15 protein-coding genes are annotated in these 15,729 nt (G+C 72.1%); 12 read left to right on the top strand and 3 right to left on the bottom strand.

What is annotated here, in order from left to right:
- The first annotated feature begins 112 nt into the window (after positions 1-112).
- The 12 genes from ACQEU6_RS16790 (at position 113) to ACQEU6_RS16735 (ending at position 11,732) form a co-directional block, all read left to right on the top strand.
- Positions 113-421: a DUF503 domain-containing protein gene (locus ACQEU6_RS16790; protein WP_345174204.1), complete on the top strand. Its 309-nt coding sequence runs from the start codon at positions 113-115 to the stop codon at positions 419-421.
- An 82-nt stretch (positions 422-503) separates the two neighbouring features.
- Positions 504-1,028, top strand: a complete 525-nt coding sequence (gene rbfA, locus ACQEU6_RS16785; protein ID WP_499332961.1) for a 30S ribosome-binding factor RbfA — start codon at positions 504-506, stop codon at positions 1,026-1,028.
- Positions 1,025-2,236, top strand: coding sequence for a DHH family phosphoesterase (locus ACQEU6_RS16780; protein WP_499332960.1), 1,212 nt, complete (start codon positions 1,025-1,027; stop codon positions 2,234-2,236). Before rbfA ends, ACQEU6_RS16780 begins: the two co-directional genes overlap by 4 nt.
- A 133-nt stretch (positions 2,237-2,369) precedes the next feature.
- Positions 2,370-3,239, top strand: coding sequence for a tRNA pseudouridine(55) synthase TruB (gene truB, locus ACQEU6_RS16775; protein WP_499332958.1), 870 nt, complete (start codon positions 2,370-2,372; stop codon positions 3,237-3,239).
- A 108-nt stretch (positions 3,240-3,347) separates the two neighbouring features.
- Positions 3,348-4,016 carry a PAQR family membrane homeostasis protein TrhA gene (trhA, locus tag ACQEU6_RS16770; protein ID WP_499332955.1) on the top strand — a complete coding sequence of 223 codons (669 nt, stop codon included), beginning with the start codon at positions 3,348-3,350 and terminating at the stop codon, positions 4,014-4,016.
- Positions 4,017-4,151: 135 nt separating this feature from the next.
- A complete protein-coding gene (locus tag ACQEU6_RS16765) occupies positions 4,152-5,093 on the top strand; it encodes a bifunctional riboflavin kinase/FAD synthetase (protein ID WP_499340222.1) in 942 nt (313 codons plus the stop codon).
- 337 nt (positions 5,094-5,430) lie between these two features.
- Positions 5,431-5,700, top strand: coding sequence for a 30S ribosomal protein S15 (gene rpsO, locus ACQEU6_RS16760; RefSeq protein WP_067792110.1), 270 nt, complete (start codon positions 5,431-5,433; stop codon positions 5,698-5,700).
- A gap of 252 nt (positions 5,701-5,952) precedes the next feature.
- Positions 5,953-8,295, top strand: a complete 2,343-nt coding sequence (locus tag ACQEU6_RS16755; RefSeq protein ID WP_499332952.1) for a polyribonucleotide nucleotidyltransferase — start codon at positions 5,953-5,955, stop codon at positions 8,293-8,295.
- A gap of 92 nt (positions 8,296-8,387) precedes the next feature.
- On the top strand, positions 8,388-9,704 hold the full coding sequence (locus tag ACQEU6_RS16750; protein ID WP_499332950.1) for a M16 family metallopeptidase: 1,317 nt from the start codon (positions 8,388-8,390) through the stop codon (positions 9,702-9,704).
- A gap of 91 nt (positions 9,705-9,795) precedes the next feature.
- Complete coding sequence (locus ACQEU6_RS16745) at positions 9,796-10,419, top strand: FMN-dependent NADH-azoreductase (protein ID WP_499332949.1); 624 nt, start codon at positions 9,796-9,798, stop codon at positions 10,417-10,419.
- 36 nt (positions 10,420-10,455) lie between these two features.
- The gene (gene dapB / locus ACQEU6_RS16740; RefSeq protein WP_499332947.1) at positions 10,456-11,193 is read left to right on the top strand and encodes a 4-hydroxy-tetrahydrodipicolinate reductase; all 738 of its coding nucleotides are present in this window, start codon (positions 10,456-10,458) and stop codon (positions 11,191-11,193) included.
- On the top strand, positions 11,193-11,732 hold the full coding sequence (locus tag ACQEU6_RS16735) for a transglutaminase-like domain-containing protein (protein WP_499340220.1): 540 nt from the start codon (positions 11,193-11,195) through the stop codon (positions 11,730-11,732). The genes dapB and ACQEU6_RS16735 overlap by 1 nt, the downstream gene beginning before the upstream one ends.
- On the opposite strand, the gene ACQEU6_RS16730 is transcribed toward ACQEU6_RS16735, so the two are convergent.
- The 3 genes from ACQEU6_RS16730 to ftsH all read right to left on the bottom strand — a co-directional run bounded on the left by ACQEU6_RS16730 (position 11,720) and on the right by ftsH (position 15,655).
- Positions 11,720-12,601, bottom strand: a complete 882-nt coding sequence (locus ACQEU6_RS16730) for a sigma-70 family RNA polymerase sigma factor (RefSeq protein WP_499332945.1) — start codon at positions 12,599-12,601, stop codon at positions 11,720-11,722. The genes ACQEU6_RS16735 and ACQEU6_RS16730 overlap by 13 nt on opposite strands.
- A gap of 200 nt (positions 12,602-12,801) precedes the next feature.
- A complete protein-coding gene (locus tag ACQEU6_RS16725) occupies positions 12,802-13,473 on the bottom strand; it encodes a Uma2 family endonuclease (RefSeq protein ID WP_499332944.1) in 672 nt (223 codons plus the stop codon).
- Between the two features lie 109 nt (positions 13,474-13,582).
- Entirely contained in the window at positions 13,583-15,655 is a 2,073-nt protein-coding gene (gene ftsH, locus ACQEU6_RS16720; RefSeq protein WP_499332942.1) for an ATP-dependent zinc metalloprotease FtsH, read from the bottom strand.
- Between the last annotated feature and the right edge of the window lie 74 nt (positions 15,656-15,729).

Here is a 15,729-nt window from a genome sequence, read left to right as displayed (position 1 = left end):
GCCAGGCGGATCTTCTAGCCTGGCGTCTGTCATGTCTGGCCTGTTCTGGTTCGCCGGAAAGGCTGGGAACACGGCGGATGACCTCCGTCGTTCCATCTCTGACGAGTCCGAGGTGATCGACCAGGTGTACGTGGGTGCGTTGACGCTCGACCTGCTGCTGGGGGACGTCCGCTCGCTGAAGCAGAAGCGGTCCGTCCTGCGTCCCGTGATCGCCGAGGTGCACAAGCACTTCCCGGCGGTGGCCGTCGCCGAGACCGGCGACAACGACCTGCACCGCAGGGCGGAGATCGGAGTGGCGGTGGTGTCGGGCACGGCGGCCAACTGCACCGAGGTCCTCGACCAGTGCGAGCGGCTCGTCGCGGGACGTCCGGAGATCGAACTGCTGTCCGCCCGGCAGCGCCTGTACAGCAGCGAGGACTGACGGGCGCGCGGGCGGGCGCCGCCCCACAATGAAGGAGCGGGAACCGACCTTCCCGTTCAGACCATAGAAAGGGAGTGCGATCATGGTGGACGCAGCTCGGGCGCGCAAGCTCGCCGACCGCATCCAGCAGATCGTCGCCGAGATGCTGGAGCGGCGGATCAAGGATCCGCGGCTCGGCTTCGTGACCGTGACGGACACCCGCATCACCAACGACCTGCGCGACGCCACCGTCTACTACACGGTGTACGGGTCGGACGGCGAGCGCGCCGAGACGGCCGCCGCGCTGGAGAGCGCCAAGGGCGTCATCCGGTCGGAGGTGGGCAGGAAGACGGGCGTCCGCCACACGCCCAGCATCACCTTCGTGATGGACTCCCTGATGGAGAACGCGGCGCACATCGACGACCTGCTGGCCCAGGCCCGCGCCAAGGACGCCGAGGTGGCGCGGGCCGCGCAGGGCGCATCGCCCGCGGGGGACGCCAACCCCTACCGCGAGGACGACGCCGGCGAGGACGAGGACGACGACCTCGACGAGGACGCGCCCGGTCTCGGCGGGCGCGGCACCGCGGGGGACGGTGAGGACGGCCGTTCCGGACGCCCGTCATCGTGAGCGGCCCGGCCGAGATCGCGTATCGCGTCCAGCCGGGCGCGCCGCCCGAGCCGGGCGCGTTCGGCATGTCGGGGACGCCGTCCGGGTCCGACGGGCACGGCGGGGCCGGCGCGATGTCCGCGTCCGGCGCCCCGCCCGAGCCCGGGCCCGGCGCTGCGCACGCGGTGGGCGCCCCGTCCGGCCTCGGTCCGCCGTCCCGGCCCGGGGCGCGGCCCGAGCCCGGCGGCGCCGCCCCCGAGCTCGACTGGGATCGCGCGGTCGGGCTGATCCGCGAGGCCGGCGAGATCTGCCTCGCCTGCCACGTGGTCCCCGACGGCGACGCGCTCGGCTCGATGCTGGCGCTCGCGCAGGCCCTGCGGGCGTGCGGCAAGCGCTGCCTCGCCTCGTTCGGGGAGCCGTTCGGCGTCCCGGCGATCCTGCGGTTCCTGCCGGGCCAGGAGCTGCTGGTCGAACCGGCCCGGATGCCGCGCGCCCCGGAGCTGATGATCTCGCTGGACGCGGCGGGCCGGGCGCGGCTCGGCTCGCTCGCCGGCGCCGCCGACCGGGCCGGCTCCCTGATCGTCATCGACCACCACGCGTCCAACACCGGGTTCGGCGGCGTGCGGCTGGTCGATCCGGAAGCCGCCGCCACGGCGGTCCTGGTCGAGGAACTGGTCCGCAGGCTCGGCGTGCCGCTCGACCGCGACATCGCCCAGGGCCTGTACGCGGGGCTGGCCAGCGACACCGGCTCCTTCAAGTACCCCTCGACCACGCCCGAGGTCCACGACCTGGCGGGACGGCTGCTGACGGCGGGCGTCCGGCCGGAGACGGTCAGCCGGGAGCTGTGGGACCGGGCCCCGTTCGACTATCTGCAGGTCCTCGCCGGTGCGCTGGCGCGGGCCCGGCTGGAGCGCGACGCCGCCGGCGGCCGCGGCCTGGTCTGGACGGCGATCGCCCGGGAGGACCGGCGCGGCCTGCCGTACGAGCAGCTCGAAGGGATCATCGACCAGCTGCGCAGGACCGACGAGGCGGAGGTCGCCGTCGTGTGCAAGGAGACCGACGACGGCCGCTGGTACTTCTCCGCCCGGTCCAAGGGCCACATCGACCTGAGCAGGGTGTGCGCCGCGCTCGACGGCGGCGGCCATCGCGAGATGGCGGGCTTCGTCTGGGGAGGGCCGGTCGACGAGGCGCTCGACCGCCTGCGCGCCCTCCTGCCGTCCGGCCGCTGACCGGGCGGGCGGCGTCGCGGGTCGAGCCCCCTGTTCCCGGCGGGCCACCCGGCCGGCCGCTCCGTGCGCCGCCGCGGGGCGGCTAGAATCGCCGTCCTCCGTCCGCCCGCCGTCTTCGAGGTGAAGCAAGAGCATGGATTCGGGACTCGTCATCGTGGACAAGCCCGCCGGCTGGACGTCGCACGACGTCGTGGGGAGGATGCGGCGGCTGGCGAAGACCCGGAAGGTCGGGCACGCGGGCACGCTGGACCCGATGGCGACGGGCGTCCTCGTCCTCGGGATCGGCAAGGCCACCCGGCTGCTCGGGCACCTGGCGCTGACCAGCAAGGGCTACGACGCCACGATCCGGCTGGGAGAGTCGACCAACACCGACGACGCGGAGGGCGAGACCATCGCGACCGCGTCCGCCGCGGCCGTCGCCGAGGAGGCGCTGCGGGCCGGCGTCGCGGAGCTGACCGGGACGATCCAGCAGGTCCCGCCGCAGGTCAGTGCGATCAAGGTGAACGGCGAGCGGGCCTACAAGATGGCCCGCAAGGGCGAGGACGTGGAGCTGGCCGCCCGCCCGGTGACCGTGGACGAGTTCGCGGTCCTGGACGTCCGGCGGCACGGCGACCTGATCGACGTCGACGCCACGGTGTCCTGCTCGTCGGGGACCTACATCCGGGCGCTGGCCCGCGACCTCGGCGCCTCGCTCGGCTGCGGGGGCCACCTGACCGCGCTGCGCCGCACCCGCGTCGGGCCCTACGACCTGGCGATGGCGCGCACCCTCGACCAGCTCGGCGAGAAGCTGGAGATCCTGCCGATGGCCGAGGCCGTCGCGGCGGTGTTCCCGCGCCGGGACGTGTCCGACGACGACGCCCGCAGGGTCGCGCACGGCGGACGGCTGCCGGCCGTCGGCCTCGGGCCGGGCCCGGTGGGCGTCTTCGGGCCGGACGGGACGCTGCTCGCGCTCGTCGAGGAGCGGGACCCGGTCGCCAAGTCCCTCGCCGTGTTCGTCTCCTGACCGGGGGCGAGCCGTGCGGTCCGTGGCGAGCATCACCGGACGAAACGGATGCGCCACCAACCTACGGTCGCGTAACCTACTTAAGCGTAGGTTCGTGAGGAGGTGTCCGTGACCACGGTGAAAGACGATCCCCCGGTGGCGTCCCCGACCCGGCCGCGACTGCGCGGCTGGCTGCACCTGGGCGCGTTCCCCGCGGTGCTCGTCGCGGGGCTCGTGCTGGTGGCGTTCGGCCCGAGCATCGAGGCGCGGCTGGCGTCGGCGCTGTACGTGGCGACGTCGGGGATGCTGTTCGGGATCTCGGGGACGTACCACCGGCAGCAGTCGCACCGGCTGATCGAGGTGCTGCGCCGCTTCGACCACGCCAACATCTATCTGATCATCGCGGGGACGTACACGCCCTTCGCGGTGCTGGCGCTGGACGGCGGCGTGCGCGTGGCCGTCCTCGCCATCGTGTGGACCGGGGCCGTCGCCGGGGTCGTCTTCCGGACGACCTGGATCGGCGCTCCCCGCTTCCTCTACGTCACCCTCTACATCGTGCTGGGCTGGGTGGCGGTGCTGTTCCTGCCGCAGTTCCTGTCCGGGGCGGGCCTCGTCGCCTGCCTCCTGGTCGCGGGCGGCGGGATCTGCTACAGCATCGGGGGAGTGGTGTACGGGCTGCGCCGCCCCAACCCGTCCCCGAGCTGGTTCGGGTTCCACGAGGTGTTCCACGCCTGCACGCTGGCGGCCTACGTGCTGCAGTACATCGCGGTGTCCCTGGTCGTCTACCAGTCCGGCTGAGGGCCTCCGCCGGACGCGCCGGGGGGCGGGTGCCGCACACCACGCCCCCTGGATGCGACCAACCCCGCCCCCGCATGGCACTCTTGAGGACGGCAAGAAGTACCTGACAGGAACGTCCTACGCAGGGAGAGCATGGTGCGGCGCTGGAATGGCCTCGACGAGGTTCCCGCAGACTGGGGCCGTTCGGTGATCACCATCGGGGTGTTCGACGGCGTGCACCGCGGCCACCAGAGGATCGTGGGGGCCGCCGCCGAGGAGGCGCGCCGCCGCGGGCTGCGCTCGGTGGTCATCACGTTCGACCCGCATCCGGACGAGGTCGTCCGCCCCGGCACGCACCCGCCGCTGCTCGCCACGACCAGGCGCCGCGTCGAGCTGCTGGAGGGCCTCGGCACCGACGCGGTCGTGGTCGTGCCCTTCACGCTGGAGCTGTCGAAGGTGCCGCCGGACGAGTTCGTCCAGTCGGTGCTGGTCGACCGGCTGCACGCCGCCCACGTGATCGTCGGCGAGGACTTCCGGTTCGGGCACCGGGCCAAGGGGGACGTCGCGCTGCTGCGGGAGCTCGGCGAGAAGTACGACTTCACGGCCGAGGGCATGCCGCTGGTGGCCGACGGCGACACGATCTCCTCCACCTACATCAGGGGGCGGCTCGACGCGGGCGACGTCGAGGCCGCCGCGCACGCGCTCGGCCGCCCGCACCGCGTCGAGGGCGTCGTCGTGCGCGGCCACCAGCGGGGCCGCGCGCTCGGGTTCCCCACCGCCAACCTGGAGACGCTGCCGCACACCGCGATCCCGGCGGACGGCGTCTACGGCGGCTGGCTGGCCTGCGACTCCGACCGCTACCCCGCGTTCCGCTGGCCGGCGGCGATCTCCATCGGGACGAACCCGACCTTCGAGGGAGCGGGGGAGCGGACCGTCGAGGCCTACGCCCTGGACCGCGACGACCTCGACCTCTACGGCGAGCACATGGCCGTCGACTTCGCCGCCCGCATCCGCGACACGCTGAAGTTCGACTCCATCGAAGCGCTGATCGAGGAAATGCACCGCGACGTGGCCCGCGCCCGCGAGATCACCTCCTGAGCCTGCACCGGATCCCGTCGCGCTGACGCAACGAAACCTGAACCGTCACGCGAGCGCGCGACCTGACCGGTGGGGCAAGGCCGAAGGCGAGCCCCACCGGGAAGCTCGCGAAGCGAGGTCGCGCTCGCCCAAGAACGGTCAAGGTGCGAGCCGCCAGGCGAGCATCTTGGGCCGGGCTTGCAGTAAACACAGCATGGTACGGTGAATAGTCGCCGGGAAGGGCCCCGGCGCGGCTGGCTGCACCCTCATGCGGCCACCCTCTGAACACGCACCATGCGGACCCGTCGCGCCCACCGGGCCTGGGATCTGCGGGTGACGAATCCATCGAAGGAGCCACGTGTCGCTCGACACCGCCACGAAGAACCAGATCATCGCCGAGTACGCGACCACTGAGGGTGACACCGGATCCCCGGAGGTCCAGGTCGCGCTGCTGACGCGCCGCATCAACGATCTGACCGAGCACCTGAAGGAGCACAAGCACGACCACCACAGCCGCCGCGGTCTGCTGCTGCTGGTCGGCCGTCGTCGCCGGCTCCTGAAGTACCTCGCGAACAAGGACATCAACCGCTACCGGCAGCTGATCGAGCGACTCGGGCTGCGGCGCTAGCAGGGTGAGGGAGTGGTCCTCCGGGCCACTCCCTTCCTTTTATGGCCGGCGGGCCTGCCCGGCCCCGGCCCCAACTTCAGACAAGCCTCGCGGACACCGCTGGTGCGGGCCGGTCCTCGGTAGTGGCTTCCGGATCCGTTCCGCCGCATCGGCGGCGCTCTCGATCCGGGTGCTTCGATCGAAGACCGGCAGCGTGACAGCCAACGGGAAACGGCCGCGAGGACCGACATGGAACCCATGAGGAGGTTTCCCGTGACAGAAGCCGTGCGCATCGACGGTGCGCAGACCACCGAAGCCGTGATCGACAATGGCACGTTCGGCACCCGCACCATCCGCTTCGAGACCGGCCGGGTCGCCCGGCAGGCGGCCGGCTCCGCCGTCGCCTACCTCGACGACGAGACGATGGTGCTGTCGGCGACCACCGCGTCCAAGAAGCCCAAGGACAACCTGGACTTCTTCCCGCTGACCGTGGACGTCGAGGAGCGGATGTACGCCGCCGGGCGCATCCCCGGCTCGTTCTTCCGCCGCGAGGGCCGCCCGTCCGAGGACGCGATCCTGACCTGCCGGCTGATCGACCGGCCGCTGCGCCCGTCGTTCACCAAGGGCCTGCGCAACGAGATCCAGATCGTCGAGACGATCATGGCGCTGCACCCCGACCACCTGTACGACGTCGTGGCGATCAACGCCGCCTCGATGTCGACGCAGCTGGCGGGGCTGCCGTTCTCCGGCCCGATCGGCGGCGTCCGCGTCGCGCTGATCGACGGCCAGTGGGTCGGCTTCCCGACGCACCCCGAGCTGGAGCGCGCGACCTTCGACATGGTCGTGGCCGGCCGCGTGCTGGCCGACGGCGATGTCGCGATCATGATGGTGGAGGCGGAGTCCACCCGCGACACCATCAAGCTCGTCGGCGAGGGCGCGACCGCTCCGACCGAGGAGACCGTCGCCGAGGGCCTCGACGCCGCCAAGCCTTTCATCAAGGTGCTGTGCAAGGCGCAGAGCGACCTCGCGGCCGTCGCCGCGAAGGAGACCGCCGAGTACCCGGTCTTCCTGGACTACCAGGACGACGTGCTCGCCGCCGTCACCGACGCCGCCGGCCAGGACCTGGCGCAGGCGCTGACCATCGCCGGCAAGCAGGAGCGCGAGTCCCGGCTCGACGAGATCAAGGCGGCCGTCGCCGAGAAGCTCGCCGACCAGTTCGAGGGGCGCGAGAAGGAGATCTCCGCCGCCTACCGCGCCGTCACCAAGAAGCTGGTCCGCGAGCGGGTCATCCGCGACGGGCTGCGCATGGACGGCCGCGGCCTGAAGGACATCCGCCAGCTGACCGCCGAGGCGCACGTCGTCCCGCGGGTGCACGGCTCGGCGCTGTTCGAGCGCGGCGAGACGCAGATCCTCGGCGTGACGACGCTGAACATGCTCCGCATGGAGCAGACGATCGACACGCTGAACCCCGAGCGCACCAAGCGCTACATGCACAACTACAACTTCCCGCCGTACTCCACCGGCGAGACCGGCCGGGTCGGCTCCCCGAAGCGCCGCGAGATCGGCCACGGCGCCCTCGCCGAGCGCGCCCTGATCCCGGTCCTGCCCTCGCGCGAGGAGTTCCCGTACGCGATCCGGCAGGTGTCGGAGGCGCTCGGCTCCAACGGCTCCACCTCGATGGGCTCGGTGTGCGCGTCCACCATGTCGCTGCTGGACGCGGGCGTCCCGCTCCGGCAGATGGTGGCGGGCATCGCGATGGGCCTGATCAACGAGGGCGACGAGTACGTCACGCTGACCGACATCCTCGGCGCCGAGGACGCCTTCGGCGACATGGACTTCAAGGTCGCCGGCACCCGTGACCTGATCACGGCGCTGCAGCTGGACACCAAGCTCGACGGCATTCCCGCCTCGGTGCTGGCCGCCGCGCTGAAGCAGGCCAAGGGCGCCCGCCTGGCGATCCTGGACGTCATGCAGGAGGCCATCGAGGCGCCCGCCGAGATGAGCCCGAACGCGCCGCGGATCATCACGATCAAGGTCCCGGTCGACAAGATCGGCGAGGTCATCGGCCCCAAGGGCAAGATGATCAACTCGATCCAGGACGACACCGGCGCCGACATCACGATCGAGGACGACGGCACCATCTACGTCGGCGCCACCGACGGGCCGTCCGCCGAGGCCGCGCGGCAGGCGATCAACTCGATCGCCAACCCGCACATGCCGGAGGTCGGCGAGCGGTTCCTCGGCACCGTCGTCAAGACCACCACGTTCGGCGCGTTCGTGTCGCTGCTGCCCGGCAAGGACGGCCTGCTGCACGTCTCGCAGATCCGCAAGCTGCACGGCGGCGCCCGGATCGAGAACGTCGAGGACGTGATGGGCGTCGGCGAGAAGATCCAGGTCGAGGTCACCGAGATCGACCAGCGCGGCAAGCTGTCGCTGGTGCCGGTCGAGGTGGTCGAGCGCGAGTCCGCCGCGAAGGCGGAGGGGAACGGCGGCGACGAGCCCGCCTCCGCGTCCGGCGACGGCGAGGGCGAGGGCGACTCCGGCGACCGCCGCGGTCCGCGGCGCCGCCGCACCCGCCGCGGGTCGGACGACGACGCCGGCCAGCGCAACTCCTGATCAAGGCCATGACCGGCCGGCCGGGTCCGCAGCGCGATGAGGCTGCGGAACGGCCGGCCGGTCGCTTTCCCCCGACGGAATGTGAGCGACACGTGACCCTGCCGGCGCGGGCGCAGGAGCCCGGCACCACCACCACGATCCACGCCGACGGCGCCGGCGCGGTCCGCCGCACCGTCCTGCCCGGCGGGCTGCGGGTCATCACCGAGACGATGCCGACCGTGCGCTCCGCGGCGTTCGGCATCTGGGCGGCGATCGGCTCCCGCGACGAGGCCCCCGCCGACGCCGGTGCCAGCCATTACCTGGAGCACGTGCTGTTCAAGGGCACCCGGCGGCGGTCGGCGCTGGAGATCTCCGCGGCGGTCGACGCGGTCGGCGGCGACCTCAACGCGTTCACCGCCAAGGAGTACACCTGCTACTACGCGCGGGTCCTGGACTCCGACCTGCCGCTCGCGGTGGACGTGGTCTCCGACATGGTGGCGGCGTCGGTGAACCGGCCCGAGGACGTCGAGGCCGAGCGCGGCGTGATCCTCGAAGAGATCCACATGCGCGACGACGACCCGGGCGACCTGATCCACGACGAGTTCTCCACGGCGCTGTACGGCGACACCCCGCTCGGGCGTCCGATCCTCGGCACCGAGGACTCGATCAACGCGCTGGCGCGGGACCGGATCCACGGCTACTACCGGCAGCACTACGTCCCGTCCAACCTGGTGGTGTCGGTGGCGGGCAACATCGACCACGACGCCGTGGTCCGGCTGGTGTCGGAGGCGTTCGCCGAGCACCTGCACGGCGACGCCGCGCCCGCCGCGCCCCGGCTGGACGGCGCGCCCGTTCCGCTGGACCCGCGCAGCGTGGTGATCGACAAGGACACCGAGCAGGCGCACATCATCCTCGGCGGCGCCGGCACGTCCCGCACCGACGAGCGCCGGTTCGCGCTCGGCGTGCTGAACGCCGCGCTCGGCGGCGGCATGTCGTCCCGCCTCTTCCAGGAGATCCGCGAGAAGCGCGGCCTGGCCTACTCCGTCTACAGCTACACGGCCCAGTACGCCGACTCCGGCATCTTCGGCGTCTACGCGGGCTGCCAGCCCGCCAAGGCCGAGGAGGTCCTGTCGATCTGCCGGGACGAGCTGGCCAAGGCGGTCGACGGCCTCGACGACGAGGAACTGGAACGCGGCAAGGGCCAGCTGCGCGGCGCCATGGTCCTCGGCCTGGAGGACACCGGCTCCCGGATGAGCCGCATCGGCAAGAGCGAGCTGGTCTACGAGTCCCTGCTGCCCGTGGACGAGGTCCTGGCGCGCATCGAGGCCGTCACGCCCGACGACGTCCGCGCCATCGCCCGCGACGTGCTGGCGGGTCCGCAGGCCCTCACGGTCATCGGCCCGGTGGGGGACAGGGAGTTCGGCGCCTGACGACACGCTGACTTGTTAAACGGACCAGGGTCCGCTAATCTCCGGAGGAGTAAGCGGTCCCTGGTCCGTATTTTCATGTGGGAGGACCGTCATGTCCCGTCTGCTGCACATCTCCGCGTCCCCCCGAGGCGCCGCGTCCGAGTCGCTGGCGATGGCCGAAGCGTTCCTGGACGCCTACCGCGAGGCCCGCGGCGACACCGTCGACCACCTCGACCTGTGGGAGGCCGGCCTTCCCGCCTTCGGCCCCGCCGGGGCGGGCGCCAAGATGACCGTGCTCGCGGGGAACGATCCTTCCGGCGAGGAGGCCGCCGCCTGGCGGGCCGCCCGGGAGGTCTTCGAGCGCTACGACTCCTACGACCGCTACCTGTTCAGCGTCCCGATGTGGAACTCCAGCGTTCCCTACATCCTCAAGCAGTTCATCGACGTCGTCTCGCAGCCCGGCTGGGTGTTCCGGTTCGACCCCGAGAAGGGCTACCGCGGTCTGCTGGAGGGCAAGAAGGCGGCCGTCGTCTACACCAGCGCCGTCTACGGTGAGGGCCGCCCGCCGGCGTTCGGCCGCGACCACCAGGCCCCGTTCCTCGAGGGCTGGCTGCGGTGGACGGGGATCACCGACATCGGCACCGCCGGGTTCCGCCCGAACCTCGCCACCGCCGACGCCGAGACCGGGCGCCGCTCCGCGCACGCCGAGGCGCGCGAGCTGGGCAAGCGCTTCTGACGATAGGCTCGGGCCGACGCCAACCAGGAGGAACACGTGACAAAGGTCGGGGTGCTGGGCGCGCAGGGCCGGATGGGCGCCGAGGTGTGCCGTGCGGTCGAGGGAGCCGACGACATGGAGCTCGTCGCCGCCGTCGACCAGGGCGACGCGCTCGACGCGCTGACCGCCGCCGAGGTCGTCGTCGACTTCACCCACCCCGGCGTCGTCATGGACAACCTCCGGTGGTGCGTCGAGCGCGGCCTGCACGCCGTCGTCGGCACCACCGGCTTCGACCCGTCCCGGCTCGACACGGTGCGCTCCTGGCTGACCGACGCGCCGTCCGGGAACGTGGTCATCGCCCCGAACTTCGGGATCGGCGCGGTGCTGATGATGCACTTCGCGCAGAAGGCGGCCCCGTTCTTCGAGTCCGTCGAGATCGTCGAGACGCACCACCCGAACAAGGCGGACGCCCCGTCCGGCACCGCCTACCGCACCGCCGAGCTGGTCGCCGCCGCCCGCGCCGAGGCGGGCGTCGCCCCGTCCCCGGACGCCACCACCTCCGGGGTCGAGGGCGCCCGCGGCGCCGACGTGGACGGCGTCCGCGTGCACGCCGTCCGCATGTCCGGCGCCGTCGCCCACCAGGAGGTGGTCCTCGGCGGCCACGGCGAGCTGTTCACGATCCGGCACGACTCGATGAACCGCGAGTCGTTCATGCCCGGGGTCCTGCTGGCCGTCCGAAGGGTCCCCGAACTCGACCGCCTCACGGTCGGCATCGAGGCGCTGCTCGGCCTGTGATGGACTTCGACGCCGAGCCCTGGGACTACCTCGCCGCGTCCGAGGCGATCGACATCGAGCACCCGCTCGTCCAGTCGATCGCCTCGGAGCTGCGCACCGGCGACGACATCGCCTACGCCGGGGCGGCGTTCGACTACGTCCGCGACCGGATCCCGCACTCCATGGACACCGGCGACACCCGCGTCCCGTGGCGGGCCTCCGACGTCCTCGGACAGCGCACCGGCCTGTGCTTCGCCCAGTCCCACGCCTACGTCGCCCTCCTGCGGGCGGGCGGCGTCCAGGCGGGACTGTGCTACCAGCAGCGCCCGGGCTTCGTCCACGGCCTGGCGGCCGCTCTCGTCGACGACCGGTGGGTCCGCCTCGACCCCCGCGACCCGGGCGTGAGCTTCTCGGCGTCCGCGGACGCCCTCGCCTACCCGGACGACCCGGTCCTCCCGACCGTGCACGCGGCCCCGCACCCCGCGGTCCTCGACGCTCTGAAGGGCATGACGGCCCTCACCGCTTCGGCCCTCCCCGCCACGCTGGGTCAGCCGGAGTAGACCAGGTCGAGTGCGGCGAGGCGGTCGGGGTCGGCGAGGATGTCGATCGCGGTGACCCTGCCGCCCGCGACCGTGAAGGCCAGGACGGACTGCGGGCGCCCGTCCTCGAACCAGACGATCCCGGCGGTCCCGTTCACGAGGGCGTGCATGATCTGGCCCGGGGTCGTCCTGCGGAACCTGATGGCCTGCCCCGCGACGTTCTCGGCGCCGACCACCTGCGTCCAGCCGCCGGGGATCGCCCCGACGTCGGCGCGCAGCACCACGTCCGGGTCGAGGACGGCGACGAGCGCCTCGAAGTCGCCGCCGTTGGCCGCCGCGTTGAAGGCGTCGACGACCGCGCGCTGGCGGGCCGGGTCGCGCTCGGGGTCCGGGGACGTGCCGCGCACCCGCCGCCGGGCGCGGCTGGCCAGCTGGCGGGCGGCGGCCGGGGACCGTCCCACGATGGGCGCGATGTCCTCGAACGGCACCCCGAACGTGTCGTGCAGGACGAACGCCAGCCGCTCGGCCGGGGTGAGGGACTGCAGGACCACCAGGAGCGCGAGCCCGACCGAGTCGGCCACCAGCGCCTCGTACTCGGGGTCGGGCCCGGCGGCCGCGCTGACGACCGGGTCGGGCAGCCGCTCCTCCAGCGGGTCCTCGCGGCGGGACGTGCGCGAGCGCAGCATGTCCAGGCACACCCGTCCCACGACGGTCGTCAGCCAGCCGCCGAGGTTGTCGATGTCGCCCGCGTTGGAGCGGCTGAGCTTGAGCCACGCCTCCTGGACGGCGTCGTCGGCCTCCGCGAGCGAGCCCAGCATCCGGTAGGCGACCGCCTTCAGGCGCGTGCGGTGCCCCTCGAACCGCTCGGCCAGGAACTCGCGCTCGTCCATCACGTCCCCCTCTGTGCCACTAGGTCACCACACTGACGAACAGCACGACCCAGATGTGACGGAAGTGCGGGGCCGGGGGGCCGGCGTTCGGCAGGTGGACGCGACAGTCGCGCGGCACATGCGGGGTGATGACGTACTTCGCTCAAGAGCGCGTAACGGCCGACAAGGGCGACGGCCCGCCTGAGGCGGGCGGACCGTTCTCAGCCCTGCCCGCGCTGCCAGGGCTCCCACTCGTCGGTGGTGATCTCCAGGCCGAACGGCTCCGGCAGTTTGATCGCCTCGCCGAACTCCCAGCTCACCGCCTCCCTGTAGTCGCCGGACGCGGTGTCGGGCGAGCTGAAGAGCGTCGTCCGCGCTTCCCCAGGGTCGCGGTCGACCAGCAGGTAGAACGGGATCCCGACCCGCGCGTACCCGTTCCACTTGGTCGGCCCGACCCGCTTCTTGCCGGGGAGTCGATCTTCCGCGACCGTGCTGGGCGACGTGACCTCCAGTGCGAGCTCCAGGTGCTCCGGGAGGGCCTTGCGCAGCTGCGCGCGCCGTCCTGCCGCTGCGGTCGTCCTGTCAAGGACGCACAGGTCGGGGATGTACCCGTCGTGCACCTCGCTGAGGTTCAGGTCTTGTGTGGCGACGCAACGCCACGGGTAGGACGCGTCAGCTGCGCGGGCGGCGGCGAAAGCGTCCGCCACGTCCTGGACGATGAAGTTGTGAGCCATATCGGGCCCTGGCGACACGATGATCTCCCCACCGATGATCTCGACACGGGTGCCGTCGTGGGGGAGATCCAGTACGTCGGCGAGCTCGTCCCGCATCCAGAGGTTGTAGGGGGTGTCGGGGAGCTCGCGGTGGTGGTGAACCGTGGCAAGAATGCTCACTTTGGGTGATTCCTCCATCACGCTCGGCTCCCATCAGCGTAGAGACCCTGAGAAGTCAGGGTACCCAGAATCGGTGAACACCTCTGGTTGACACGGGTGATGGATCGGGTCAGCGGTGGGACTTGGAGAGGTCCACCTCGCGGATGGTGCGGTCCACGCCGGCGGCGGCGTAGGCGGCGGTCTCGTCGAGGGTCTCGGCCTCCAGGAGGGCGGCGGCCAGGGAGTCCAGCCTGTCGCGGTGGGTGCGGAGGGTCTCCAGGGCCTCGGCGTAGCACTCGTCGACGATCCGGCGGGCCTCCAGGTCGACCGCGTCCAGGGTGCCCTGGGCGGCGTACTGGCCCATCGGGTCCGAACCGTCCGCGGGCAGGATCGACAGGGGGCCGATCTTCTGCGACATGCCCCAGCGGCCCACCATCCCGCGAGCGATCTTGGTGACCTGCTCCAGGTCGCTCTCCGAGCCGGTGGTGATCACTCCGAAGACGAGCTCCTCGGCGGCCATGCCGCCGAGCGCGCCGATGATGCGGCCGCGCAGGTAGCGCTCGTCGTAGGCGTAGCGGTCGTCGTCGGGGGTGGAGACGGTGACGCCGAGCGCGCGGCCGTGCGGCACGATCGTGATCTTGCGGACGGGGTCGGCGCCCGGCTGGAGCATGCCGAGGAGGCCGTGCCCGGACTCGTGGTAGGACGTGCGTCGGCGCTCCTCGAACGGCATGACCAGGGAGCGCCGGGTGCCGAGCTGCACCTTCTCCAGGGCGCTCTGGAAGTCGTCCATGTCCACGGCGCCCTTCTCGCGCTTGACGGCGAGCAGGGCGGCCTCGTTGACCAGGTTGGCCAGCTCGGCGCCGGTCATGCCGGGCGTCATCCGCGCGATCGAGAGGATGTCGGCGTCCGCGTCGAGCGGGACGTCGCGGGTGTGCACGCCGAGGATCGCGACGCGGCCGTCCAGGTCGGGCGGGGACACCGCGACCTGCCGGTCGAACCGGCCGGGGCGCATCAGGGCCGGGTCCAGGATGTCGGGGCGGTTCGTCGCGGCGATCACGACGACGCCCTCGGAGCCGGAGAAGCCGTCCATCTCGGTGAGGATCTGGTTGAGGGTCTGCTCGCGCTCGTCGTGCCCGCCCATGCTGGCGCCGCCGCCGCGCGCCCGCCCGATGGTGTCGATCTCGTCGATGAAGATGATCGAGGGGGCGGTCTTGCGGGCCTCGGTGAACAGCTCGCGGACGCGGGCGGCGCCGACGCCGACGACCATCTCGATGAACTCCGACGCCGCCGCGGAGTAGAACGGGACGTCGGCCTCGCCGGCGACGGCGCGGGCGAGCAGCGTCTTGCCGGTGCCGGGCGCGCCGGTCAGCAGCACGCCGCGGGGGACGCGGGCGCCCATCCGGCGGTACTTCCCGGGGTCCTTGAGGAAGTCGACGATCTCGCTCAGCTCCGCCTCGACCTCGTCGATGCCGGCGACGTCGGCGAACGTGGCGCGCTTGTCGTCCGCGGCCACGGGCTTGGGGGAGCGGTTGAAGCCGCCCATGAGGCCGCCGCCTCCGCCGGCCATGCGGCGCTGCAGCCACACCATCACGCCGATCCACAGGCCGACGAACAGCAGGGTCGGCAGCAGCGACAGCAGCAGGTTGGCGAGCAGGCCGCGGTCCTCGTTGACCGGCTTGGCCTCGACCTCGACGCCCTTGCCCACCATCTCCGTGTAGATCTTGTCGTCGGCGAACGCGGGGCGCAGCGTCTCGAACGAGGAGTAGGTCTTCTCCGCGTGCCCCGGGACCGGCCGCTTGCTCTTCAGCTGGCCCTGGATCTGGTAGCCCTTGGTGTACACGTCCTTCACGTTCCCCGCGGCGACCTGCTGGGTGAACGCCGTGTAGGGGACCGTCACCCGCTCCTTCTGGCCGGTGAGGTGCATGGAGACGTAGCTCAGCCCGAAGACGGCCAGCAGCAGCGCCCAGAAGACCGCGTTGTTGCGGTTCGGCTTCCATCCGCCCCCGCGCAGGCCGCGCGCCCGCCCTTCCCGCCGGCCGGGGACGCCTTCGGCGCGCCACGGCTGGTCGGGGTCGCTGCGGGGCGGCACCGACTGGCGTCTGCCGGGCTCGGCCGTGCCGGAGCGCTGCGCGCCGGCGTTCGGCGGCGTCCCGTTCGGTCGCGGTGTCCCGTCGGGCTGTGGCGCGGGTCGCTGGTCCGGCACGTGTCGCATCTCCCCGTACAACGCGCCCCGGATACCGGGGCGATCAGGTGTTCCCGAGCCCTGGGGGGCTCCGG

It is taken from the genome of Spirillospora sp. CA-108201 (genome assembly GCF_050936235.1).
GTDB lineage: Bacteria > Actinomycetota > Actinomycetes > Streptosporangiales > Streptosporangiaceae > Spirillospora.
The sequence above is the reverse complement of the archived record's forward strand: the minus strand, read 5'-3'. Positions and strand labels throughout refer to the sequence as shown.